At 71.0% G+C, this 23,587-nt stretch carries 22 protein-coding genes; 5 read left to right on the top strand and 17 right to left on the bottom strand.

Going from position 1 to position 23,587, the window contains the following annotated elements; translation table 11 throughout:
• Window positions 1-33: 33 nt before the first annotated feature.
• The 13 genes from ACIP89_RS32620 to ACIP89_RS32560 all read right to left on the bottom strand — a co-directional run bounded on the left by ACIP89_RS32620 (window position 34) and on the right by ACIP89_RS32560 (window position 13,784).
• Complete coding sequence (locus tag ACIP89_RS32620) at window positions 34-2,610, bottom strand: RelA/SpoT family protein (RefSeq protein WP_401930160.1); 2,577 nt, start codon at window positions 2,608-2,610, stop codon at window positions 34-36.
• A 171-nt stretch (window positions 2,611-2,781) separates the two neighbouring features.
• Entirely contained in the window at window positions 2,782-3,336 is a 555-nt protein-coding gene (locus ACIP89_RS32615) for an adenine phosphoribosyltransferase (protein WP_401930158.1), read from the bottom strand.
• Window positions 3,333-4,457, bottom strand: a complete 1,125-nt coding sequence (secF, locus tag ACIP89_RS32610) for a protein translocase subunit SecF (protein ID WP_401930156.1) — start codon at window positions 4,455-4,457, stop codon at window positions 3,333-3,335. Before secF ends, ACIP89_RS32615 begins: the two co-directional genes overlap by 4 nt.
• Before the next feature lies 1 nt (window position 4,458).
• Window positions 4,459-6,201 carry a protein translocase subunit SecD gene (secD, locus tag ACIP89_RS32605; RefSeq protein WP_402117994.1) on the bottom strand — a complete coding sequence of 581 codons (1,743 nt, stop codon included), beginning with the start codon at window positions 6,199-6,201 and terminating at the stop codon, window positions 4,459-4,461.
• A gap of 146 nt (window positions 6,202-6,347) precedes the next feature.
• Window positions 6,348-6,830 (bottom strand): preprotein translocase subunit YajC, encoded by a 483-nt coding sequence (gene yajC / locus ACIP89_RS32600; protein WP_402117993.1) that lies wholly within the window; start codon window positions 6,828-6,830, stop codon window positions 6,348-6,350.
• Window positions 6,831-6,994: 164 nt separating this feature from the next.
• A complete protein-coding gene (gene ruvB, locus ACIP89_RS32595; protein ID WP_401930150.1) occupies window positions 6,995-8,068 on the bottom strand; it encodes a Holliday junction branch migration DNA helicase RuvB in 1,074 nt (357 codons plus the stop codon).
• Between the two features lie 82 nt (window positions 8,069-8,150).
• Window positions 8,151-8,777, bottom strand: coding sequence for a Holliday junction branch migration protein RuvA (gene ruvA / locus ACIP89_RS32590; protein ID WP_401930370.1), 627 nt, complete (start codon window positions 8,775-8,777; stop codon window positions 8,151-8,153).
• On the bottom strand, window positions 8,774-9,346 hold the full coding sequence (gene ruvC / locus ACIP89_RS32585; RefSeq protein ID WP_402117991.1) for a crossover junction endodeoxyribonuclease RuvC: 573 nt from the start codon (window positions 9,344-9,346) through the stop codon (window positions 8,774-8,776). The genes ruvA and ruvC overlap by 4 nt, the downstream gene beginning before the upstream one ends.
• Window positions 9,347-9,479: 133 nt before the next feature.
• Complete coding sequence (locus ACIP89_RS32580; protein ID WP_024492903.1) at window positions 9,480-10,232, bottom strand: YebC/PmpR family DNA-binding transcriptional regulator; 753 nt, start codon at window positions 10,230-10,232, stop codon at window positions 9,480-9,482.
• A gap of 61 nt (window positions 10,233-10,293) precedes the next feature.
• On the bottom strand, window positions 10,294-10,887 hold the full coding sequence (pdxT, locus tag ACIP89_RS32575) for a pyridoxal 5'-phosphate synthase glutaminase subunit PdxT (RefSeq protein ID WP_402117989.1): 594 nt from the start codon (window positions 10,885-10,887) through the stop codon (window positions 10,294-10,296).
• Between the two features lie 6 nt (window positions 10,888-10,893).
• Window positions 10,894-11,814: a pyridoxal 5'-phosphate synthase lyase subunit PdxS gene (gene pdxS, locus ACIP89_RS32570; RefSeq protein ID WP_401930368.1), complete on the bottom strand. Its 921-nt coding sequence runs from the start codon at window positions 11,812-11,814 to the stop codon at window positions 10,894-10,896.
• A gap of 167 nt (window positions 11,815-11,981) precedes the next feature.
• The gene (locus tag ACIP89_RS32565) at window positions 11,982-12,527 is read right to left on the bottom strand and encodes a hypothetical protein (protein WP_402117988.1); all 546 of its coding nucleotides are present in this window, start codon (window positions 12,525-12,527) and stop codon (window positions 11,982-11,984) included.
• A gap of 84 nt (window positions 12,528-12,611) precedes the next feature.
• Window positions 12,612-13,784 (bottom strand): MFS transporter, encoded by a 1,173-nt coding sequence (locus ACIP89_RS32560; RefSeq protein WP_401930366.1) that lies wholly within the window; start codon window positions 13,782-13,784, stop codon window positions 12,612-12,614.
• 65 nt (window positions 13,785-13,849) lie between these two features.
• On the opposite strand from ACIP89_RS32560, the gene ACIP89_RS32555 reads away from it, so the two are divergent.
• A complete protein-coding gene (locus tag ACIP89_RS32555) occupies window positions 13,850-14,458 on the top strand; it encodes a TetR/AcrR family transcriptional regulator (protein ID WP_401930138.1) in 609 nt (202 codons plus the stop codon).
• A gap of 301 nt (window positions 14,459-14,759) precedes the next feature.
• The gene (locus tag ACIP89_RS32550) at window positions 14,760-14,999 is read left to right on the top strand and encodes a hypothetical protein (RefSeq protein ID WP_401930136.1); all 240 of its coding nucleotides are present in this window, start codon (window positions 14,760-14,762) and stop codon (window positions 14,997-14,999) included.
• Window positions 15,000-15,123: 124 nt separating this feature from the next.
• Here the strand turns inward: ACIP89_RS32550 and ACIP89_RS32545 are convergent, their stop codons facing one another.
• Genes ACIP89_RS32545 through pgsA form a run of 3 tightly spaced genes read right to left on the bottom strand, consistent with a single transcriptional unit; the run spans window position 15,124 to window position 17,865 of the window.
• Window positions 15,124-16,284, bottom strand: a complete 1,161-nt coding sequence (locus ACIP89_RS32545) for a glycosyltransferase family 4 protein (RefSeq protein WP_401930364.1) — start codon at window positions 16,282-16,284, stop codon at window positions 15,124-15,126.
• 1 nt (window position 16,285) lies between these two features.
• Window positions 16,286-17,215 carry a phosphatidylinositol mannoside acyltransferase gene (locus tag ACIP89_RS32540; RefSeq protein ID WP_401930132.1) on the bottom strand — a complete coding sequence of 310 codons (930 nt, stop codon included), beginning with the start codon at window positions 17,213-17,215 and terminating at the stop codon, window positions 16,286-16,288.
• Window positions 17,215-17,865, bottom strand: coding sequence for a phosphatidylinositol phosphate synthase (gene pgsA / locus ACIP89_RS32535; RefSeq protein ID WP_401930130.1), 651 nt, complete (start codon window positions 17,863-17,865; stop codon window positions 17,215-17,217). The genes ACIP89_RS32540 and pgsA overlap by 1 nt, the downstream gene beginning before the upstream one ends.
• A 290-nt stretch (window positions 17,866-18,155) precedes the next feature.
• Here pgsA and ACIP89_RS32530 point away from each other — a divergent pair, with 290 nt between their 5' ends.
• Window positions 18,156-20,396 (top strand): elongation factor G-like protein EF-G2, encoded by a 2,241-nt coding sequence (locus ACIP89_RS32530; protein ID WP_402117987.1) that lies wholly within the window; start codon window positions 18,156-18,158, stop codon window positions 20,394-20,396.
• A gap of 142 nt (window positions 20,397-20,538) precedes the next feature.
• Complete coding sequence (locus ACIP89_RS32525) at window positions 20,539-22,209, top strand: hypothetical protein (RefSeq protein WP_401930126.1); 1,671 nt, start codon at window positions 20,539-20,541, stop codon at window positions 22,207-22,209.
• 54 nt (window positions 22,210-22,263) lie between these two features.
• Here ACIP89_RS32525 and ACIP89_RS32520 read toward each other — a convergent pair whose 3' ends face one another.
• The gene (locus ACIP89_RS32520; RefSeq protein ID WP_311306748.1) at window positions 22,264-22,821 is read right to left on the bottom strand and encodes an HIT domain-containing protein; all 558 of its coding nucleotides are present in this window, start codon (window positions 22,819-22,821) and stop codon (window positions 22,264-22,266) included.
• Window positions 22,822-22,887: 66 nt separating this feature from the next.
• Between ACIP89_RS32520 and ACIP89_RS32515 the strand changes: the two genes are divergently transcribed.
• On the top strand, window positions 22,888-23,577 hold the full coding sequence (locus ACIP89_RS32515) for a potassium channel family protein (RefSeq protein WP_401930124.1): 690 nt from the start codon (window positions 22,888-22,890) through the stop codon (window positions 23,575-23,577).
• The last annotated feature ends 10 nt before the right edge of the window (window positions 23,578-23,587 follow it).

Below are 23,587 nucleotides of genomic sequence, written 5' to 3'. Positions count from 1 at the left end.
GCGAGAGGCTGCACGGCCCGGGGACGGCCCGGGTCAGGGCCGGCGGGCCGAGGTCACCCGGTAGACGTCGTAGACGCCCTCGACGCCGCGTACGGCCTTCAGGACGTGGCCGAGGTGTTTCGGGTCGCCCATCTCGAAGGTGAAGCGCGAGGTGGCCACCCGGTCGCGGGAGGTCTGCACGGCCGCGGACAGGATGTTGACGTGCTGGTCGGACAGGATCCGGGTGACGTCGGAGAGCAGCCGGGAGCGGTCCAGTGCCTCGACCTGGATGGCGACGAGGAACACCGAGGACTGGGTGGGCGCCCATTCGACCTCAAGAATCCGCTCCGGCTCCTGCGAGAGCGAGTCGACGTTCACGCAGTCCGCGCGGTGGACGGAGACTCCGCTGCCCCTGGTCACGAAGCCGATGATCGGGTCACCGGGAACGGGGGTGCAGCAGCGGGCCAGCTTGACCCAGACGTCCTCGACGCCCTTGACGACGACACCGGGGTCGGCGTTCGCACGGCGCTTGTTGCGGCCGTGCGAGGGCGGCGAGCTCTCCGCGAGGTCCTCGTTGGCCTCGTCCTGGCCGCCGAGCGCCTGGACCAGCTTCTGCACGACACCGGCCGCCGCGACATGGCCCTCACCGATCGCGGCGTACAGGGACGAGATGTCGGGGTAGCGCATCTCGTGGGCGAGCGTGACCAGGGAGTCCCCGGTCAGGATCCGCTGGATCGGCAGGTTCTGCTTGCGCATGGCCCGCGCGATGGAGTCCTTGCCCTGCTCGATCGCCTCGTCGCGGCGCTCCTTGGAGAACCAGGCGCGGATCTTGTTGCGTGCCCGCGGCGACTTGACGAAGCCGAGCCAGTCCCGGGAGGGGCCCGCGCCGGCCGCCTTGGAGGTGAAGACCTCCACCAGGTCGCCGTTGTCGAGCGTGGACTCCAGCGGCACGAGCCGCCCGTTGACCCGCGCCCCTATCGTCCGGTGGCCCACCTCCGTATGGACGGCGTAGGCGAAGTCGACCGGTGTCGCCCCCGCCGGGAGCGCTATGACGTCGCCCTTGGGCGTGAAGACGAAGACCTCGTTGCGCGAGAGGTCGAAGCGCAGGGACTCCAGGAACTCGCTGGGGTCCTCGGTCTCCTTCTGCCAGTCCAGGAGCTGGCGCAGCCACGCCATGTCGTTGACGGTGTCCTGGCCCCGGCCGGTGTTCCGGGGGACGTCGGTGCGCACCTTGGAGGCGCCCGCGACGGCCTCCTGCTTGTACTTCCAGTGCGCGGCGATGCCGTACTCGGCGCGGCGGTGCATGTCGAAGGTACGGATCTGCAGCTCGACGGGCTTGCCGCTGGGTCCGATCACCGTGGTGTGCAGCGACTGGTACATGTTGAACTTGGGCATCGCGATGTAGTCCTTGAACCGGCCGGGGACCGGATTCCACCGCGCGTGGACGGTGCCGAGCGCCGCGTAGCAGTCGCGGACCGTGTCGACGAGGACGCGGATGCCCACCAGGTCGTAGATCTCCGCGAAGTCGCGGCCCCGCACGATCATCTTCTGGTAGACGCTGTAGTAGTGCTTCGGCCGGCCGGTGACGGTGGCCTTGATGCGGGCGGCGCGCAGGTCGGACTGCACCTCGTCGGTCACTATGGCGAGGTATTCGTCACGCTTGGGCGCCCGCTCCGCGACGAGCCGGACGATCTCGTCGTACATCTTCGGGTAGAGGATCGCGAAGGCGAGGTCCTCCAGCTCCCACTTGATGGTGTTCATGCCCAGGCGGTGGGCCAGCGGGGCGTAGATCTCCAGCGTCTCGCGGGCCTTCTTCTCCTGCTTCTCCCGCTTGAGGTAACGCATGGTGCGCATGTTGTGCAGCCGGTCGGCGAGCTTGATGACCAGGACCCGCGGGTCCTTGGCCATCGCGACGACCATCTTGCGCACGGTCTCGGCCTGCGCGGCCTCGCCGAACTTGACCTTGTCGAGCTTGGTGACGCCGTCCACCAGCAGGGCGACCTGGTCGCCGAAGTCGCGGCGCAGGGTGTCCAGGCCGTACTCGGTGTCCTCGACGGTGTCGTGCAGCAGCCCGGCCATCAGGGTGGCCGGATCCATACCCAGCTCGGCCAGGATCGTGGTCACGGCGAGGGGGTGGGTGATGTAGGGGTCGCCGCTCTTGCGCTTCTGGCCGCGGTGCCAGCGCTCGGCGACCTGGTAGGCGCGCTCGATCTGGCGCAGCGTGGAGGTCTCGATCTTCGAGTCGTTGCTCCGGACGGTACGCAGCAGCGGCTCCAGCACCGGGTTGTACGGGCTGGAGCGCTGGACGCCGAGCCGGGCCAGCCTGGCCCGGACTCGGTTGGAGGAGCCGCCGCCGGTACGGGCCGCCGGGCCCGCGGGTGCCGCCGTGGGCTTCGCCGGAGGCTTCGGCGCCGTCGGGGGCGGCGAGGCGGGCGCGGCCGGCTGGGCGGGGGAAGCGGGCGCGGGCCCGTTGGCCTCCGCGGGGGCCGGGCCCGAGCCGGGCTCGGGCGCCGGCGGCTTCGGCTTCTCCGCTGACTGCTTCTCCGCGGGCTGCTGCTTCGCGGGCGTGGCTGGGGCCGCCGCGGGCTGGTCGGGCTGCGGGGCGGCGACTGGCTGGGCCTCGTCTGGCAAGAGCGCTCCTCGTGCGGATCCGGACACCCGGAAAGGCCATCGTAACGACCCTTCGGCCGCTCCTCCCCCGGGGACCGTGAGAGCCCGCACAACGCGGAGCGGGCACCCGGTTGTTCCCGGGTGCCCGCTTCGGAGCCCGTCATGCGGTGCCGCGTGCGGCCCGCTGGGGGTTCAGACCGTGATCAGGGCGTCCAGCGGAGCGCCCTTCAGGCTCTCCTCGATGCGCGCCCGGCCGGCCAGGAATCCCAGCTCCATGAGGACGGCGACGCCCGCGACGCCGGCCCCGGCCCGCCGGATCAGCTCCAGCGAGGCGGCGGCGGTGCCACCGGTGGCCAGCACGTCGTCGATGACCATGACCCGGTCGTCGGCGGACAGGTCCTCCGCGTGGATCTCGATCTCCGCGCTGCCGTACTCCAGCTCGTACGACTGGGTGAGCGTGGCACCGGGCAGCTTGCCGGCCTTGCGGACCGGGACGAAGCCGAGCCCGGCCCGTACCGCGACCGGTGCGGCCAGGATGAAGCCGCGGGCCTCCAGACCGACGATCTTCGTGGCGCCGTGCCGTACGCACAGCTCCGCCAGCGCTTCGGTGAGCGCGGTGAAGGCCACCGGGTCCGCGAGCAGCGGAGTGATGTCCTTGAACACCACCCCCGGCTTCGGGTAGTCGGCCACGTCACGGATCCGGCTGAGCAGGAGGTCCCTCGTGCCCTCGGTCGTGCTGCTGGTCATCGGCGCTTCCCGGGGGTGCGGCCGTGGCCCCTGGGGGGCTCCTGGCGCTGTCCGACGACGGCACCGGCCGGTGCGGTGTCCTGTGCGGCGTCCTGTGTGACGCCCCGGTCCGCCCGGTCCGACTGCTCGGCCTCGGAGAGCTCGCCCTTGGCGGCGGCTGCCGCGCGCTTGGCGAGGACCCGCTTCTTCAGGGCCTTCATCTGCGGTTCGCGTTCCTTGAGGTCGGCGACGAGCGGAGTGGCGATGAAGATCGAGGAGTAGGCACCGGCGGCGAGGCCGACGAAGAGTGCCAGGGAGATGTCGTTCAGCATGCCCGCGCCGAGGACACCGCCACCGATGAACAGCAGACCGGCGACCGGCAGCAGCGCGACGATCGTGGTGTTGATCGAGCGGACCAGCGTGCCGTTGATCGAGCGGTTGGCGATCTCGCTGTACGTCCACCGGGTCTGCTTGGTGATCCCCTTCGTGCCCTCCTTCAGGCTGTCGAAGACGACGACCGTGTCGTAGAGGGAGTAACCGAGAATCGTCAGCAGACCGATCACGGTGCCCGGGGTGACCTCGAAGCCGACCAGCGCGTAGACGCCGACCGTGATGGTGATGTCGTGGATCAGCGCGACCAGGGCCGCGATGGCCATGCGCCACTCGAAGGCGATGGCCAGGTAGATCACGACGAGGACCATGAAGACGCCGAGGCCGGTCCACGCCTTGTTGGCGATCTGCTCACCCCAGCTGGGGCCGACCAGGTCGGCGGCGATCTTCTCCTCGGGGACGCTGAGGCCCTTGGAGAGGTCACCCTTGATCGCGTCCGACTTCGAGGTGTCGACCTCGGTGATCTGGATGCGCAGGCCGCCGTTGCCCAGCTTCTGGACGATGGCCTGGTGGCCGGAGGAGGTCGACGCCAGGTCTTCCGCCTTCTCGACCGAGACGCTCGTCTTCGGTGTGGTGAAGACGGCACCGCCCTTGAACTCGATGCCCATGTTCAGGCCGCTGACCGCCAGGCCGACGATGGCCGTGATGGTGATCAGGATCGAGATGCCGTACCAGATCTTGCGGTTGCCGATGAAGTCGTAGCCGACCTCGCCGCGGTAGAGACGGGCGCCGAGATTGCCGAGTCGCGACATCTCACGCCTCCTTCGGGTCGGTGGGGGCGTTGACACGGCGTGAACGGCGCAGCGGCGGCTTGGCGCCGAGCCGCTTCGGGTCGAGACCGGACCACGGGTGACCGCTCGCGAAGAACTTCTTGCGGGCCATCAGCGTCATGACGGGCTTGGTGAAGAGGAACACCACGACCACGTCGAGCAGGGTGGTGAGGCCGAGCGTGAACGCGAAGCCCTGCACCTTTCCGACCGTGACGACGAACAGCACCGCCGCGGCCAGGAACGATACGAAGTCGGAGACCAGGATGGTGCGCCGGGCCCGCGGCCAGGCCCGCTCGACGGCGGGGCGGAGGGTGCGGCCCTCGCGGATCTCGTCACGGATGCGTTCGAAGTACACGATGAACGAGTCCGCGGTGATTCCGATCGCCACGATGGCGCCGCAGACAGCGGGCAGGTTCAGCGCGAATCCGATGGCCGGGCCGAGCAGCGACATGATCGTGTACGTCAGGATGCCGGAGACCAGCAGGCTGAGGAGCGCGATGAGCGCCAGTCCGCGGTAGTAGGCCACCAGGTAGATGATGACCAGGGCCAGGCCGATGGCACCGGCGATCAGGCCCGCCTTGAGCTGCTCACCGCCGAGTGCGGCGGTGACGGTGGTGACGCTCTGCTCCTGGAAGGAGAGCGGCAGGGCGCCGTAGGAGAGCACGTTGGCGAGGTCCTCGGCGGACTGCTGGGTGAAGCTGCCGGAGATCTCGGCGTTGGCGCTCAGCGCCTCCTTCACGGAGGGTGCCGAGACCACTTCGCCGTCGAGGGCGATGGCGAACTGGTTCTGCGGCGCCTGCTGCTGCGCGAGCGTGCCGGTGATCTTCTGGAACTTCTTGGCGCCGCCGCCGGTGAACTCCATCTGGACGATCCACTGGCCGTTGTTCTGGTTGATGGCCGCCTTGGCGCTGTCCACGTCCGTACCGTCGACCTGGGCCGGGCCCAGTACGTACTTGGCGCTGCCGTCCTGCTCGCACGCGACCACCGTGTCGGTGGCCTTGGAGCCCTGGGCCGCCTTGGACCGGCCGGCCTTGGTGGAGCAGTCGAGCGCCTCGAACCGCTTCTGCAGCTTCGCGGCCGCGGCCTGCTCCTCCGCCGACGGCGTGGGCGTGCCGCTCGCCTTCGGGGTCTCGCTGGCCTTCGGGGTGGGCGTGGAGTCGGCCTTCAGGGCGCCGGTGACCGCGCGGCCCTGGGTGGTGGCGCTCGCGCTCGGCTTCCCGGACGGGCTCGACGCCTTGTCGGGGGCGGAGGAGCTCGGCGACGGAGACGGGCTGCCCTTGCCGGAGGACGAGGCGCTGGGCTCAGGGGTGGGCGTTCCCTCGGCGACGGTCAACACCGGCCGGAAGTACAGCTTGGCCGTCGTACCGACCTGCTGCCGGGCCTGGGCGGAGTTCGTGCCCTTGGGGATGTTGACGATGATGTTGCTCTTGCCCTGGGTCTGGACCTCGGCCTCGGAGACACCAAGACCGTTGACGCGGCGTTCCATGATCTGGACCGCCGTGTCCATGTTGGTCTTGTTGATCGCCGACTCCTGGCCGGGCTCGGCCTTCGCCTCAAGCGTGATGGACGTGCCACCCGCCAGGTCGATGCCGAGTCGCGGCGTCGGCTGATCGGCCAGGAACATCCCGCCGGTGAGCGCGACCATGGCGATCAGGATCAGAGCCAGGGCACGCCCCGGCCTGCCCTGACCGCCGGCCGGCCCTCGGCCCTTCTTCGGTGCTGCCACCTTCTCGTTTCTCCCTGTCCAACCGCCCCGCGCCGGGTACGCGCCCAAGCGGCCACGAAGTGTAGTGGGGACCCGCCCCCGCAGAAGACCGCACGGTCCGGGGACAGCCGGATGCCTGTGGGCTCACGGCATCCCCGGGTCGTGTGCTACTTCGCGTCGGCCTCGCCGTCGGACTTGCCGTCGGACTTCTTGTCGGCCGGCTCCGCGTCGTCCGCCTCGGCCTTCTTGCCGAGGTCGATCTTCGCGACGTCTTCGGCGTCCGCGGCAGTGTCGGCGTCGTGGAGCTCGGTCAGCGAGGAGGCGTCGTCGGGCACGACCGCGCCGTCGACGTCCAGCTCCTCCTCCTCGTCACCGTGGACGATGCGGTTGTACTCCGCGTCGTCGAGGACGGCACCGATCGCGTTCTTGGCGTAGACGGCGTGGACGCCGGGAGCGATCTCAAGGAGGACCGAATCGTCGTGAAGCTCCTTGACGGTGGCGTACATGCCCCCGATCGTCCGGACGCCGGTACCGGGCTGCATTTCATTGCGCATGTTCGCAGCCGCCGCCTGCTTCTTCTTGGCGGACCGCGTCATCAGGAACATGGCCCCGATGAGCACGATGAAGGGGAGGAGAGTCACGGGATTCACGGGACGAGTTTCCTTCGCACGACCGCATTGGAGAGCGGCCTGGTCTACGGGGGTGGGTACACCGACCTTTAAGGGCGGCATCGGCGGAGTCTAAGCGAGTCCGCATCGATGGAACAACGCCCAGCATGGCACCCGGGTTCCGCTGCGGGTCAACCTGTGACTCATCACGCCCCGAACAGGCCCTGTTGTCCCTTTCCGCCCTGCTGCGGCGGAACCAGCCCGAGGTGGGCCCAGGCAGCCGGTGTGGCGACCCGGCCCCGCGGCGTCCTGGCCAGCAGTCCTTCGCGCACCAGGAAGGGCTCGGCGACCTCCTCGACCGTCTCGCGCTCCTCCCCCACGGCGACCGCGAGCGTGGAGAGGCCGACGGGACCGCCGCCGAAGAGCCTCATCAGGGCGCCGAGCACCGCCCGGTCCAGCCGGTCGAGACCGCGGGCGTCGACCTCGTACACCTGGAGCGCGGCTCCGGCGATGTCCCGGTCGATCCGGCCGTCTGCCTTGACCTGGGCGTAGTCCCGGACCCGGCGCAGCAGCCGGTTGGCGATACGGGGCGTGCCGCGGGAGCGGCCGGCGATCTCCGCGGCCCCCTCTATGTCTGTCTCGACGTCGAGGAGCCGGGCGGAGCGATGAATCACCCTTTCCAGTTCGGCCGGCGTGTAGAACTCCATGTGCCCGGTGAAGCCGAACCGGTCGCGCAGCGGGGGCGGCAGGAGCCCGGCCCTGGTGGTGGCGCCGACCAGGGTGAAGGGCGGCAGCTCCAGCGGGATGGCGGTGGCCCCGGGCCCCTTGCCGACGATCACGTCGACCCGGAAGTCCTCCATCGCCATGTAGAGCATCTCCTCGGCGGGCCGGGACATGCGGTGGATCTCGTCGAGGAAGAGGACCTCGCCCTCCTGGAGGGAGGACAGGATCGCCGCGAGGTCGCCGGCGTGCTGGATGGCGGGCCCCGAGGTGATCCGGATCGGCGCGTTCATCTCGGCGGCGATGATCATGGAGAGGGTGGTCTTGCCCAGACCGGGGGCGCCGGAGAGCAGTACGTGGTCGGCGGTGGCGCCGCGGGCGCGGGCCGCCTTGAGGACCAGGTCGAGCTGTTCGCGCACCGTCTCCTGGCCGACGAACTCGTCGAGGTCCTTGGGGCGCAGTGCCGCCTCCACGGCGGTGTCCTCGCCGTCCGCTCCGGCGTCGACGAGGCGCTCGTCGAGCAGCTCGTCGGTGTCGGGTCCGGTCTCGTCCCAGTTCATCTCGTCAGTCCCGCCTCGGGTGTCTCTGTGCCGGGCCGCGCGGTGCCCGGCCCGGGTGGCGAAGGGTGCCCTCGGGGTCCGCTCAGCGTGTGCGGTTGAGGGTCTGGAGGGCGGCGCGCAGCAGCTGCGGCACCGGCGGCTGGGCGCCCTCCGCGAGGGCCGCCTCGGCCTGCGGGGTCACGGCGGAGACCGCTTCGTCGGCCTCGCGGGTGGCGTAGCCGAGGCCGATCAGGGCGGCCTGCAGCTGGTCCCGCCAGGAGGAGGAGACCGCGGTGCCGATGCCCTGCTGGCCGATGTGGGCGCCGACCGGCTCCCCGAGCCTGTCCTTGAGTTCGAGCAGGAGCTTCTGCGCACCCTTCTTGCCGATGCCGGAGACGGCGGTGAGCGCCTTCTCGTCCCCGGTGGACACGGCGATGCGCAGGGCGTCCGGGCTGTGCGTGGCGAGCATGGCCTGGGCGAGCCGGGGGCCGACCCCGCTGGCGGTCTGGAGCAGCTCGAAGGTCTGCCGCTCGTCGTCGTCGGCGAAGCCGTAGAGCGTCAGTGAGTCCTCCCGTACGACGAGGGAGGTGGCGAGCCTGGCCTCCTTGCCGATCCGGAGGGCGGCGAGGGTGTTCGGCGCACACTGGACGGCCATGCCGATGCCGCCGACCTCGATCACGGCCGTGGTGGGGGCGATCGCGGCCACGGGGCCGGTGATGAAGGCGATCATCGGGGGACCTTCCGGACGGGGACTGCTGCGGTGCGCGGAACGCGCGGGATACGGGCCGCGGCCGCTGCCGCGTGCGCCTGCTGGAGGCGGTTGACGGCCGGGGCGCGCCAGATGTGACAGATGGCGAGAGCCAGCGCGTCGGCGGCGTCGGCCGGTTTCGGCGGGGCGTCCAGCCGCAGGAGCCGGGTGATCATGGCCCCGACCTGGGCCTTGTCCGCGCGGCCGCTGCCGGTGACGGCGGCCTTGACCTCGCTGGGCGTGTGCAGGGCCACCGGGATGCCCCGGCGGGACGCGCAGAGCATCGCGACCGCGCTGGCCTGGGCCGTGCCCATCACGGTCCGGACGTTGTGCTGGGCGAACACCCGCTCGACGGCGACGTATTCGGGGCGGTGCTCGTCGAGCCACTCCTCGATGCCGCGCTCGATGGCCACCAGCCGGTGTCCGAGCTCCGCGTCGGACGCGGTGCGCACGACTCCGACACCGAGCATGGTGAGCGGACGGCCCGCGACTCCTTCGACGACTCCGACGCCGCACCGGGTCAGCCCGGGGTCCACGCCGAGTACCCGCACGGGTCGCCCCCTCCCTGCCGATCGGTCAACTGTTCTGGCAGGCTATCGGCTCGCACTGACAATGCGACGGGCCGACGGGGTGTGTCCCCCGTCGGCCCGTCCGCGAAAGCTGCGCCGGTCAGCCGGCGGCCGCTCAGGCGTCGACCTTCTCCATGACCTCGTCCGAGACGTCGAAGTTGGCGAAGACGTTCTGCACGTCGTCGCTGTCCTCCAGCGCGTCGATCAGCTTGAAGATCTTGCGGGCGCCCTCCTCGTCGAGGTCGACCTGCATGGTGGGCAGGAAGTTGGCCTCGGCCGAGTCGTAGTCGATGCCCGCCTCCTGGAGCGCGGTGCGGACCGCGACCATGTCGGTGGCCTCGCTGACGACCTCGTACGTCTCACCGAGGTCGTTGACCTCCTCTGCGCCCGCGTCGAGGACCGCGCCCAGCACGTCGTCCTCGGACAGCTCGCCCTTGGGGACGATCACGACGCCCTTGCGGTTGAACAGGTACGAGACCGAGCCCGGGTCGGCCATCGAGCCGCCGTTGCGCGTCATGGCGACACGCACGTCGGACGCGGCACGGTTGCGGTTGTCGGTGAGGCACTCGATGAGCACCGCCACACCGTTCGGGCCGTAACCCTCGTACATGATCGTCTGATAGTCGACGCCACCCGCTTCGAGACCGCCACCGCGCTTGACCGCGGAGTCGATGTTCTTGTTCGGGACCGAGCTCTTCTTCGCCTTCTGGATCGCGTCCACAAGGGTCGGGTTGCCTTCGGGGTCCACACCGCCGGTGCGGGCCGCGACCTCGATGTTCTTGATCAGCTTCGCGAAGAGCTTGCCGCGCTTGGCGTCAATCACGGCCTTCTTGTGCTTCGTCGTAGCCCATTTAGAGTGGCCGGACATCTGCCTTCTCCTTCGCGTCACCAAATTCCGTACGAACCCGAGAGATCCTACCGGGATCGAGTCAGCCCGATGCGCGCACCATGTCGACGAAGTACGCGTGGAGCCGGTGGTCACCGGTCAGTTCCGGATGGAATGACGTGGCAAGGGCGTTTCCCTGCCGTACCGCCACGATATGGCCGCCCTGCTGCGCCACGACCCGGACCCGCGCCCCCACCGATTCGACCCAGGGGGCCCGGATGAAGACGCCCTCGACGGGCCCGCCCTCGATCCCGGCGACGTCCACGGCCGCCTCGAACGACTCGTTCTGCCGCCCGAAAGCGTTACGGCGCACGATCATGTCGATGCCGCCGATCGTCTCCTGGCCCGAGCGCGGATCGAGGATCTTGTCCGCGAGCAGGATCATCCCGGCGCAGGTGCCGTAGACCGGCATCCCCGCGGCGACCCGCTCGCGCAGTGGTTCCAGCATCCCGAACAGGGCGGCCAGTTTGGACATCGTGGTGGACTCGCCGCCGGGGATGACGAGGCCGTCGACCTCGGCGAGTTCCTCGGGCCGCCGGACCGGCCTGGCCAGGGCGTCCGCCGAGGCCAGGGCGATCAGGTGTTCCCGTACGTCGCCCTGGAGAGCCAGGACTCCGATCACAGGAGTGTCGCTCATCAGTGACTACCAGCCGCGGTTGGCGTAGCGCTCGGTCTCGGGCAGCGTGTCGCAGTTGATGCCGACCATGGCCTCGCCCAGGTTGCGGGAGGCATCCGCGATGACCTTCGGCTCGTCGAAGAACGTGGTGGCCTTCACGATGGCGGCGGCGCGCTTGGCCGGGTCGCCGGACTTGAAGATGCCGGAGCCGACGAAGACGCCCTCCGCGCCCAGCTGACGCATCAGCGCGGCGTCGGCGGGGGTGGCCACGCCGCCCGCGGAGAACAGGACGACGGGCAGCTTGCCGAGCTCCGCGACCTCCTTGACCAGCTCGTACGGGGCACGGAGGTCCTTGGCGGCGGCGTACAGCTCGTTGTTGTCGTAGCCGCGCAGCCGGGCGATCTCGTTCTTGATCTGACGCAGGTGGCGCACCGCCTCGACGACGTTGCCGGTGCCGGCCTCGCCCTTCGAGCGGATCATGGCCGCGCCCTCCGCGATGCGGCGCAGGGCCTCGCCCAGGTTGGTGGCGCCGCAGACGAACGGGGTGGTGAAGGCGAACTTGTCGCTGTGGTTGACCTCGTCGGCCGGGGTGAGCACCTCGGACTCGTCGATGTAGTCGACGCCGAGGGACTGCAGCACCTGGGCCTCGACGAAGTGTCCGATACGGGACTTCGCCATGACCGGGATGGAGACGGCCTCGATGATCTCCTCGATCATGTTCGGGTCGGACATCCGGGCCACGCCGCCGTCCTTGCGGATGTCGGCGGGCACCCGCTCCAGGGCCATGACGGCCACGGCGCCGGCGTCCTCGGCGATCTTCGCCTGCTCGGCGTTGACGACGTCCATGATCACGCCGCCCTTGAGTTGCTCGGCCATGCCGCGCTTGACGCGGGCGGTGCCGGTCGCCGGGGAGTCAGCGGACTGCGGGGTGGTGGGAAGCGTGGACACGGATCGACCTCACTGGGAGAAGGAGCGCTGAGCGTGCGGGGTGACGCACCGCTGAGCAAACTCTCCGGAGCCGGTCCACAGCAAGGGCCAATAGCAGGCCGGTGGATCGTTTTGGCCCCGCCGAGGCCACGCCGACCGCTGCGGCGTGGGGCCTGAGTGGGTGGGTGTCAGCTGACCGGACGGGCGGCGAGGGCGACCGGCGGCTCGTCGTCCATCTCGAAGGCGAGCGGGAAGGGGGCATGGCCGGCCAGCCGGAACCAGCGCACCGTGCGGTGGCGGCGCAGCGCGCGGGCGGCCCGCACCGCGTCGTTGTGGAACCGGCGCGCCATCGGGACCCGGCGGACGGCGGCGGCCAGTTCGGACGCGGCCTCCTCGCCGCCCGGGATCTCCTGCACCGCCGCCACCTGCGCCGACTCACCGAACACCGCGCGCAGGGCGGTGCTCAGTTCGCTCTCGGCGACCTCGCGGTGCTCCTCCTCCGACTGGCGGGCGGCGTGCGCGGCCTCGTACAGGACGATGGAGGCGGCCGGGTCGAGGACTCCGGACGTGGCGAGTTCCTGGGTGACCGAGGCCCGGCGCAGCAGTTGCGCGTCGAGCGCGGCACGGGCCGCGTCGATACGGGTGTGCAGCCGGTCGAGCCGGCCGGCGGTCCAGCTGAGGTAGAGGCCGATCGTGACGAGCGCGACGACGGTCCAGATGAGGGATTCGGTCACGGGCCGAAGGCTACCGGTGACCGGCCCCCGTCCGGCGCCGGTCACCCGCGTCGGCGACGACGGCCGGACACCGCGGTCCACATCTCAGGAGCGGGGCCGTGGCCGGACCGCTCTCGCACCGAGGACGCCGAGCGCCGCGCAGGCGAGAAACGCGGACGCGGTGCCCGTGCGGTCGGCGAGCGCGCCGACGGCGGGGGAAGCCACGGCCTGTCCCGCGGAGATCATGAGGAAGCCCAGTGCGACCGCGGCAGCGGTGGTCCCGGGGTGCATGCGGGTGATCCAGAAGAAGATCACGGTGGTGAGCGTGACGTACGCGGCTCCGAAGACCGCGATCCCGGCGAAAGCGGCAACGGGCAGGCCGGGCAGCAGTCCGATCACGGCGCTCGCCGTTCCCAGCAGGGCGAGGGCGACGGTCCAGACCCGGCGGAGCCCGTGGCGTCCGATCAGGTCACCGGCGGACAGGCCGACGAGTTCGGCCGCGCCCAAGACCACCCACAGCAGCACGGAGACGGTGGCACTCGCCCCTCCGGCGTTCATGACGTGTTCCCGGCCGAAGCTCCAGGTGGCCGAGGTCGCCGCGCCGAACAGTGCCGCCGCGCCCAGCGCCGGCCAGGACCTGGGGTCACGCGCCACGGCCGTCAGTGCGCCGAGCGGACGCACCGCGCCGGTGTCTGCGCCGGGTTGAGCCCGGCCAGGCAGCCGCAGGGTGACCCAGCACGTCACCGCGACGGCTGTGACGGCGAAGGCCGCCCATGCGACGCGCCAGTGCCCGAGGGCGGAGAGTGCCACGAAGCCGGAAGCCACGATGCCGACGGCGGGACCGGCGTTGACGATGGCCTGGGCGCGATCATGATGGTGGCGCGGACCCCAGCGCCCTATCGCCTCGGCCAGTGGCGGGGACGCCACCCCGGTGCTGGCTCCTGCTATCAGTACGCCCACGGCCAGCATGCCCGCGTCCGTCGCGGTGGCGACCAGCGCCATACCCGCCGCCGCGGTCAGCCCGGCGGCAGCGGCGACGGGGCGCGGCCCGAAGCGCGTGACGGCCGCGGCCGCGGCGACGACGGTGACGCAGTACGCCGCGAAGCTGCCGCCGGCGATCACACCGGACAGCGTCCCGCCGAAGTGGAAGGCGTCCTGGAACGCGGGCAGGAACAGCCCGTAGGCGAAGCGCGCGAGCCCGTAGCAGACCGCGATCAGAGCCAGCCCCGAGACGGTCAGGCCCCACGGACGTACCACTGTCGCCGATGGCGTCGCCATATTCTCGACCCCCAAGAGGTAGAACGATCACTCTCATATGTAGAACGATTGGTATCGTAGCCCACGTGGACAACGTGACAACCGACGGGCGCTCGGCCCGCAGCCGCCTTCTGGACGCCGCCGACCGGCTGTTCTACGCCCACGGCATCAACGCCACAGGGGTGGACGCCGTCATCGAAGCGGCGAACGTGGCCCGGATGACCTTCTACCGGCACTTCGGCGGGAAGGACGCCCTCGTAGCGGCCTACCTCCAAGCTCGCGACGCCCGCTGGCGGGCCACCGTGGAGGAGTGCGTCACCGCCGCCGGCGACGACCCCGGCGCCCGTCTCCTGGCCGTCTTCGAGGCCCTGCGCACATGGCATGCGGACCCGCGCTTCCGCGGCTGCTCCTTCGCCAACGCCGCCGCCGAGCTCACCGCGCCCGACCATCCGGCCCGCGCTGTCGTCACCGCCCACAAGCAGGCACTTCGCGCCCGCATCACCGAACTCGCCGGAGCCACCGGACACCCCGCACCCTGCCGGCTGACCGATCAGCTGCTTCTCCTCATCGAGGGCGCCACCACGACCCAGGCCCTGGGCACTGTCAGCGACGCGGTGGACGAAGCCCGTGCCATGGCCGGGGATCTGGTCAACACCCGCACGACGACACCCCGGAACGCCGGCCCCCTGCGGTAGGTCCCTGCGGTAGACCCCTGCGTTCACCTGCCCCGGAGCCGCGGCGCCGAGCGCGGTAGCGCGGACCGGGTCGGGAGCGGCGCCTGCGGGCGGCCCCGGACGGCGTGTCGCGCGGACAGGATCGGAGGGCGGCCTCTCCGACCGCCAAACTCATTGGCCTAGACCTGTTGTGCGAGCGGTGGGTGGCCGCTAGGTTCGTCCCGGCTGCGCAGCCGGTATCACCGGAAAGGCCAGCACGACCCGTACATCACGAAGCGACATGCTCTGCGTCGGAAGTCCGGCGCCTTTAGGAGGGCTTGCCATGTACCGTCGTATCGCCGCAGCCGCCGCCACCGTAGTGGCCGCATCCGCGCTCGCGCTCGGGGGCGCGGCCACCGCGGAAGCCGCCCCGCCCGGGTTCTACGCCCGCAGCCACCACGCCTCCCTCGCCGAGTGCAACGCGGCAGGCCAGGCGGGCCACAACGTCTGGGGCGCCCTCTACTTCTGCGAGCCGTTCGGCCCGTCGCGTCCGGACGTCTACGTCCTGTGGGTCCGCCCCTGACGTCCGGTCCCGCGCGCACCCGGAGTCCGCGAGGCGGGCTCCGGGTCCCGGACCGGCCGGTGAGCCGTCAGCAGGTGCGGCGAGAGCGCGTGCACGGCGTCGCCCGGCAGACGGCAGTTCGACGCTAGTCCCGCGCCAGCCCGAACCTGGCCCGCAGCCCCGTGCGTTCGTCCGCGGCCACCGACGCCGCGCCGTCCGCCACCGTCTCGTACACCGCGAGGATGTCCGCGCCCACCGTCGACCAGTCGAAGCGCCGCACGTGCGCGCTGCCGCGCTCCCGCAGCTCCGCGCGCCGCTCCGGGTTGCCCAGCAGCCGGACCGCCGCCTCCGCCAGCGCGTCCGCGTCCTCGTTGGCGAACAGTTCGCCGGCCCCACCCAGGTCCAGGACCTGCGCGAACGCGTCCAGGTCGCTGGCCAGGACCGGCGCGCCCGCCGACATGGCCTCGACCAGGATGATGCCGAAGCTCTCGCCGCCGGTGTTGGGCGCGATGTACACGTCGACGCTGCGCAGCAGCCGCGCCTTGTCCTCGTCGCTGACCATGCCGAGGAACTCGACGCGCTCGCGCATCTCCTTCGGCAGCGAGGCGACGGCCTCCTCCTCGTCGCCCCGGCCGGCCACCAGGAGCCTGGTGTCCGGGCGGGCGGCCAGGATCGCAGGCAGCGCCCGCATCAGGACGGGCAGGCCCTTGCGGGGCTCGTCGATGCGCCCGATGAAACCGATCGTGCCGCCCTGCCACTCGGGCCTGGGCTCGGCCGAGGCGAAGAAGTCGACGTCGACACCGTTGGGAATGACCACCGCGTCGCCGCCCAGGTGCTCGACCAGGGTGCGGCGCGCGTACTCGCTGACCGCGATGCGCGCGCTGATCTTCTCCAGCGCCGGCTGGAGGATCGGGTACGCGGCGATCATCGCCCGGGAGCGCGGATTGGACGTGTGGAAGGTGGCGACGATCGGCCCCTGCGCCGCCCAGCAGGTCAGCAGCCCCAGCGACGGGGAGGTCGGCTCGTGGATGTGGATCACGTCGAACGTGCCGTCGTGCAGCCACCGCCGCACCCGTGCCGCGGACAGGAACCCGAAGTTCAGCCGGGCCACCGAGCCGTTGTACCGGACGGGCACGGCCCGGCCGGCGGAGACCACGTACGGAGGGAGCGGGGTCTCGTCGTCCGCCGGGGCGAGCACGGACACCTGGTGGCCGAGCCGGATCAGATGCTCGGCCAGATCGCGGATGTGGAACTGCACGCCGCCCGGTACGTCCCAGGAGTACGGGCAGACGATGCCGATTTTCACCCTATTCTCCAAGGGGTTCGAGGTCGGCGAGCCAGAGTCGTTGCAGCATGTGCCAGTCCTCCGGGTGCTCGGCGATGCCCAGGGCGAACGCGTCGGCCAGGGCCTGTGTCATCACAGACGTCCTTTCCGCGCGGTTGCCTGAGCCCGGAACCTCGACGGGCGGATGGATCCGCGCCTTCATCACCGGCGTGTCGTCGTAGTTGAGCGTGACCGGCAGCAGCAGCGCCCCGGTCTGCTGGGCGAGAAGCGCCGGGCCGGCCGGCATCCGGGCCGTGTCACCGAAGAACGAGACCTCGACGCCGGAGGCCGACAGATCGCGGTCCGCGACCAGGCAGACCAGGCCGCCCGCCCGCAGCCGCTGGGCCAGCGTGCCGAAGGCGGTCCCGCCGTTGTGCGCCAGGACCTCCATACCCAGCCCCTCGCGGTACGCGACGAACCGGTCGTACAGCGACTCCGGCTTGAGCCGTTCCGCGACCGTGGTGAACGGGACCTTCAGATCCGTGGTGACCCAGGCGCCCGCCAGGTCCCAGTTCCCCAGGTGCGGCAGGGCGAGGATGACGCCGCGGCCGGCGTCGAGCCCCTCGGTCAGCCGGTGGGCGTCCGTCACGTCGATGGAGTCCTTGATCCGCCGCGCACTCCAGGTGGGCAGCCGGAACGACTCCATCCAGTACCGCATGTACGAGCGCATCCCGGCCTTGGACAGTGCGGCGAGGCGGGCGGGGCTCGCGTCCGGCACGACCCGCGCCAGATTCGACTCCAGCCGCAGCACGCTCTTGCCACGACGCTTCCACACCTGGTCCGCGATGGTCCGGAAGAGGGCCCGTGCGGCCGGTTCCGGAAGCGTCTTGACCGCGGTCCAGCCGAGTCCGTACAGGGCGTCGCTGACCCGCTCCCCGGCGCCGGGCTTCGGGTCCCCGGTGGCGCGGCTCACTAAACGGCCTCGCTCCCGGCCGCGTCGGCGGCCGCGGACTCGCGGCGCACCGTGACCACCCGCTGCACCAGCGTCACCAGGCTGCCCGCCGCGACGATCCACAGCGCGATCGGCAGGAGTACCTGGATGCCGGGCACCCCGAACGTGTGCAGACCCGCCAGACCGGCCGCCACCAGCGAGATCACCAGCCGCTCCGCACGTTCCACGAGCCCGTTGACCGCGACCGGCAGACCGATCGACTCACCGCGCGCCTTGGTGTACGAGACGACCTGGCCGCTCGCGAGACAGAAGATCGCGACGGCGCACAGGACGTTGTCGTCGCCGCTGCCCGCGTACCAGAGGGCGAAGCCGGCGAAGATCGCGCCGTCGGCCACCCGGTCGAGCGTCGAGTCGAGGAACGCGCCCCACCGGCTGGAGATGCCGGCCTGCCGCGCCATGTTCCCGTCGACGAGGTCGGAGAAGACGAAGATCGTGATGACGATCGTGCCCCAGAAGAACTCCCCCATCGGGAAGAAGACCAGCGCACCTGCCATCACCCCGGCCGTGCCGATCAGAGTGACCGCGTCCGGGCTCACGCCGAGACGGAGCAGCAGTGCGGCGAACGGTGTGAGGACACGCGTGAAGAATGCACGCGCGTACTTGTTCAGCATGGCCTTCCCGAGGGTTCGGTGGGCCGAGCGGCCCCATCGGCCACCGGCTGACCCATCGTAGTCACGACCGCCGCCCTCCACCGTCCGGGCACCCCCGGCCTCCCGCGGCGGGCCGCCCCGGTCGTGGAGCGGCGCCCGACGTATGGACGGGACCCGGACACAGTGGAAAGCTCGGAAGTACCGCGGGCGTCGCCGAAGCCGTCGCGGCGGCTCCCCTCCGCCCGTGCACACTCCCCACCCCGCGCCCGGCGGTTCTCCCGCCCCGCGCCATCATCCGGGAGGCACGCACCATGGGCGACAAGGCACACGCACACACCGGGGCCGCCGGAGGAGTACCGACGGCCGGCCACCCCTCCTCCATACGGAACGTGGTGCTGGTCGGCCACAGCGGCTCCGGCAAGACCACCCTCGTCGAGGCCCTGGCACAGACCGCGGGCGCGGTGAACCGGGCGGGCCGGGTCGAGGACGGCAGTACGGTCTCCGACCACGACGGGATCGAGCACCGCTCGCAACGCTCCGTACAGCTCTCGCTGATCCCGGTCGAATGGGGCGGGGTCAAGATCAATCTGCTGGACACCCCGGGATACGCGGATTTCGTCGGGGAGCTGAGGGCCGGTCTGCGCGCGGCGGACGCGGCCCTCTTCGTCGTCTCGGCGGCCCAGGAGGCCGAGGCGGTGGCCGGCGCCACCCGCGCCGTCTGGGAGGAGTGCGCCGCCGTCGGCATGCCGCGCGCCATCGTCGTCACCCACCTCGACACGGCCCGGACCCCGTTCGACGCCATGACGCGGATCTGCGGGGAGACGTTCGGCGGCGCACTCCGGCCGGACGGCGGGGGTGACGCCGTGCTCCCGCTCTACCTGCCCGTGCACGGGCCCGAGGGCTCCGACGGACACGCGCCGCTGACCGGACTGACCGGGCTGCTCTCCCAGCGGGTCCTCGACTACTCCGGCGGCGAACGCACCGAGAACCCGCCCGCCGAGGACCAGCGGGCCGCGCTCACCGAAGCCCGCAACCGGCTCATCGAGGGGATCATCGCCGAGAGCGAGGACGAGACCCTGATGGACCGCTACCTCGCCGGCGCGGACATCGACATCAGGACACTCGTCGACGACCTGGAGCGCGCCGTCGCACGCGGCACCTTCCACCCCGTCCTGGCCGCCGCCCCCGCCGCCGACGGCGCCCGCCAGGGCATCGGCACCGTCGAACTCCTCGACCTGATCACCGGCGGCTTCCCGACCCCGCTCGAACACCCGCTGCCCGCCGTCACCACGCTGCGCGGCGCCCCGCTTCCCGCCCTCGGCTGCGACGCCGGGGGCCCGCTGCTGGCCGAGATCGTGAAGACGTCCTCCGACCCCTATGCCGGCCGGCTCTCCCTGGTGCGCGTGTTCTCCGGCACGCTGCGCGCCGACGACACCGTGCACGTGTTCGGCCACGGGCTCACCGGCCCCGGCCGGGAGGACCGCCCCTTCCACGAGGCCGAGGCCCGCGTCGGGGCGCTCTCCGCACCGTTCGGGAAGCAGCAGCGCCCCCTCAGCGAGGCCATCGCCGGGGATCTCGCCTGCGTCGCCCGGCTGGGTACCGCGGAGACCGGCGACACCCTGTCGGACCCGGACCGCCCCCTGCTGATGGAGCCCTGGACGATGCCCGATCCGCTGCTGCCGCTCGCCATCGAGGCACACGGCAAGGCGGACGAGGACAAGCTCTCCGAGGGCCTGGCCCGGCTCGTCGCCGAGGACCCCACGATGCGCCTGGAGCAGAACCCGGACACCCGTCAGATGGTCCTGTGGTGCCTCGGGGAAGCCCATCTGGACGTGGCCCTCGACCGGCTGCGCAGCCGGTACGCGGTCCAGGTCGACGCCGTCCCGCTCCGCGTCGCCCTGCGCGAGACGTTCGCGGGGCCCTCCACCGGACGCGGCCGGCACGTCAAGCAGTCCGGCGGGCACGGCCAGTACGCCATCTGCGAGATCGACGTCGAGCCGCTTCCGCCGGGTTCCGGCATCGAGTTCGTCGACAAGGTGGTCGGCGGCTCCGTACCGCGCCAGTTCATCCCGTCCGTCGAGAAGGGGGTCCGCGCGCAGGCCGCCCGGGGCGTCGCCACCGGGCACCCGCTGGTCGACCTGCGGATCACGCTGCGGGACGGGAAGTCCCACTCCGTGGACTCCTCCGACGCCGCCTTCCAGACCGCCGGCGCCCTGGCCCTGCGCGAGGCGGCCTCCGACACCCGCATCCAGCTGCTCGAACCCGTCGCGCGGATCAGCGTCCTGGTCCCCGACGACTGCGTCGGCCCGGTGATGAGCGACCTGTCGGGCCGCCGCGGCCGGGTGGTCGGCACCGAGCAGTCCGGGCCCGGACGCACCCTCGTACGGGCGGAGGTACCGGAGCTGGAGATCGGCCGGTACGCGGTCGACCTGCGCTCCCTGTCGCACGGCACTGGCCGGTTCGACCGCGTGTACGCCCGCCACGAGGCCATGCCCGCCCACCTGTCGGACCGGATGCGCGAGCAGCGGGTCGACGCCGCGGGCGATCCGTAGCTCCCCCGCACGGTTGTCCACAGGGCCGGACACCGTACCGATCCGGACGATACGCTGTGGTTCCAGCTCAGAAAGTGTGCCGGGCACGGCAGTTGGGAAACAGCCGCAGGAGCGGTTCCTCGGCAGGCGAGTGGGGGCGACAGTGGCCAACGACGGATTCGATTTCTCTCCTGGAGCGCAGATTCCACTCCAGGGTTCGGCGGGAGCGGCGGTGGCGACCAATGCCCTCGCCTCCGCGGCGTACCGCGACACCCCGGTGGACGAGATCCTCAAGGCCAACAGCGAGTGGCACAAGTCAGAGGTGAAGACCGGCCGGTCCAAGTTCTTCAAGTCGGACTACTTCAAGCCCAACTTCGGCGAGGCCTTCTCCCGCGCCGTCCAGGAACGCACGCTGGGCGGCGCCCGCAAGGCGCTCATCCAGTCCTTCGGCAGCGATCCGCAGACCATCGTCGAGCACTGCCTGTCCGCCTCGCGGCTCCGCAAGGCGCGCGACACCAAACTCACCGCCGTGACCGCCATTTTCGGCTTCCTCTTCCTGCCCGGAATGCTGCTGTGGGTCATCGCCTTCCGGCTGCGCGACATCCTCGCCAAGACCAAGGACAAGGCGCTTTCCGCCCTGGGCGTCATCCTGTTGCCGGTCATCGGGATCGCCGCCGTGTACTTCCTGATCAAGATGCCCCTCACCGGATTCCTGGGGCTCTACCTGCGGGCGGCGGCAATCGCCCCGGTCATCGGATGGCTGATCGCCAAGCGGATCGCGGAGACCTCCGCCCAGGACCTGCGCGTCCGCTGGGAAGGGCTCCTCTCCGGCGGCGGTGTCATCGCCAAGATCCCCGAAGCCGTGCCGAAGAACCCGAGCGAGACCGCCCGGGAGGCACTCCGCCAGGGCCTGGAGAAGCTCTCGGCCGAGCAGCAGTCCAACTCGGTCTTCTACGCGGGCCCCAAGGGCATCCTCGGCATGGGCACCCGCTGGGGCAGCTGGCAGCTCGCCGAGGATCTGGTGGCCAAGGATCCCGGCAAGGAGTTCCACCAGTTCCGCAGCTGGGACCTGATCCGCGTCATCCACGACCAGCTCAAGATGCTGGAGCGCGGCCCGCTGAACACCGGCGGCTTCCCCAAGCCCTCGGTCACCCACTGGATCGTGTCGCCCGTCGGTGAGAACGCCGACTCGGTCTCCCGCCCCGAGGGCGAGGACGTCGCCACCTTCCAGGTGAAGCCCCACGAGATACAGCGGATCTGCAACCACCAGCAGTTCGGCGGCGGCGACCGTCACTATCTGGGCGTCCAGTTCACCCTCTGGGACGGCCAGCTGGTCATCACCATGATGATCACCGTCACCGTGCTCTTCGAGACCCTGCGCATCGAGGTCACTGGGCACGCCCTCGGCCCGGTCCACTCGCTGTTCACCAGCAAGCCCTCCGCCAAGAAGAAGACGGTCAACAAGACCGTCAAGTTCTGGGAGACCCGCGACATCACGCTGGCGCTGGTCGAGTCCAGCGAGGTGGTCCGCCTCGCGCTGCGCGCCCCGTTCACCTGGTACCCGCCGCTGCTCGACTACCTCGGCGGCAAGATCGCGCTGCCGGAACCCTTCGGGCTGCGGCACGCCTGGGCCGAGAAGCCGTGGCGCCACCGCTTCATGGCGGACGACGCGATGCGCGCGGCCACACCCGTCCTGCGCGTGGTGCACAGCGCCGTCATCAAGGTGCTCGACGAGAACGGCGTCGACACCGAGCGCTTCGGTAACCGCTCCTCGGTACTGAGCGGGATGGTCCAGGACCCCTCGCCGCGCAAGGCCGATCTGTACGACGCGTAGCACGCGGGCGGGGCGCCCCGGTTCGCCCGGAGCGCCCCAGCCGGACCAGCCCGGTCAGACCGGCCAGGCGTCGGCCAGCATCTTCCGGGTGTCCGCCAGCAGCTGCGGCAGCACCTTGGTGTGGCCCACCACCGGCATGAAGTTGGTGTCACCGCCCCAGCGGGGCACCAGATGCTGGTGCAGGTGCGCGGCGATACCGGCACCGGCCACCGCACCCTGGTTCATCCCGATATTGAAGCCGTGCGCGCCGGAGGCCGCGCGCAGCGCGGTCATCGCTCGCTTGGTGAAATCAGCCAGCTCGGCCGTCTCCGGCCCGTCCAGCTCGGTGTAGTCCGCGACGTGCCGGTACGGCACCACCATCAGGTGCCCGCCGGTGTACGGGTACAGATTCAGCACGGCGTAGACCTGCTCGCCCCGCGCGACGACGAGCCCGTCCTCGTCCGACATCGGCGGAATCGCACAGAACGGACAGCCGTCGCCGGCCTCCGGACCGGTCGGCTTGTTCTCACCCTGGATGTACGCCATCCGGTGGGGCGTCCACAGGCGCTGGAACGCGTCGGGCGTCCCCACTCCGATCTGCTGCTCCGGCTCACTCGTCATGCCGATCAGCATATTGCTTACCCCGCGCGGCGCGTGTCGCCGGGGCCGGACCGCTTCCCGCACCGCGATGCTTGGCCGATGAGCGACCGCACACGGGCCCAGGTCCCGCCCGCCCTGACCCGCTGGGAGCGGCGCACCGAGGTGCCTCTCTTCGCCGCGTCCCTGCTGTTCCTGCTCGGCTACGCGGTACGCGTCCTCGCCCCGCACGACGCCCAGCCGTGGCGCGACATCGGCCTGGTCCTGGTGGGCGCCACCTGGCTGGTCTTCGCCGTCGACTACGCCGTCCGCGTCAGGCTCAGCGGTCTCGGCCACCGCTTCGTCCGGGTGCGCTGGCTCGACACGATCGTGCTGCTGCTGCCGCTGCTGCGGCCGCTGCGCCTGGTCAAGGTCTACTCCGCCGTCCAGCAGCGCCACGACGAACCCCGGCTGGGTCTGTACGCCCGCGTGATGACGTATGCCGGCCTGACGTCGATGCTGCTGGGCTTCTCGGCGTCGCTCGCCGTCTACCGGGTGGAACACGACGCGCCGGGCGCCTCGATCCGGACCTTCGGCGACGCGGTGTGGTGGGCCTGCGCCACGCTCACGACGGTGGGGTACGGGGACGCCGCGCCGGTGACGCCGACCGGCCGGGTCGTGGCGGCGGGCCTGATGGCCTGCGGACTGGGCCTGCTGGGTGCGGTCACGGGTTCGTTCTCGTCGTGGCTGATCCAGATGTTCCGGCGCGAGGACGAGCGCGAGGACGAGAAGGGGCCCCCGGCGGGCGGATAGCCCGCCGGGG

This window comes from Streptomyces sp. NPDC088730 (genome assembly GCF_044751215.1).
Taxonomy (GTDB): domain Bacteria; phylum Actinomycetota; class Actinomycetes; order Streptomycetales; family Streptomycetaceae; genus Streptomyces.
The sequence above is the reverse complement of the archived record's forward strand: the minus strand, read 5'-3'. Positions and strand labels throughout refer to the sequence as shown.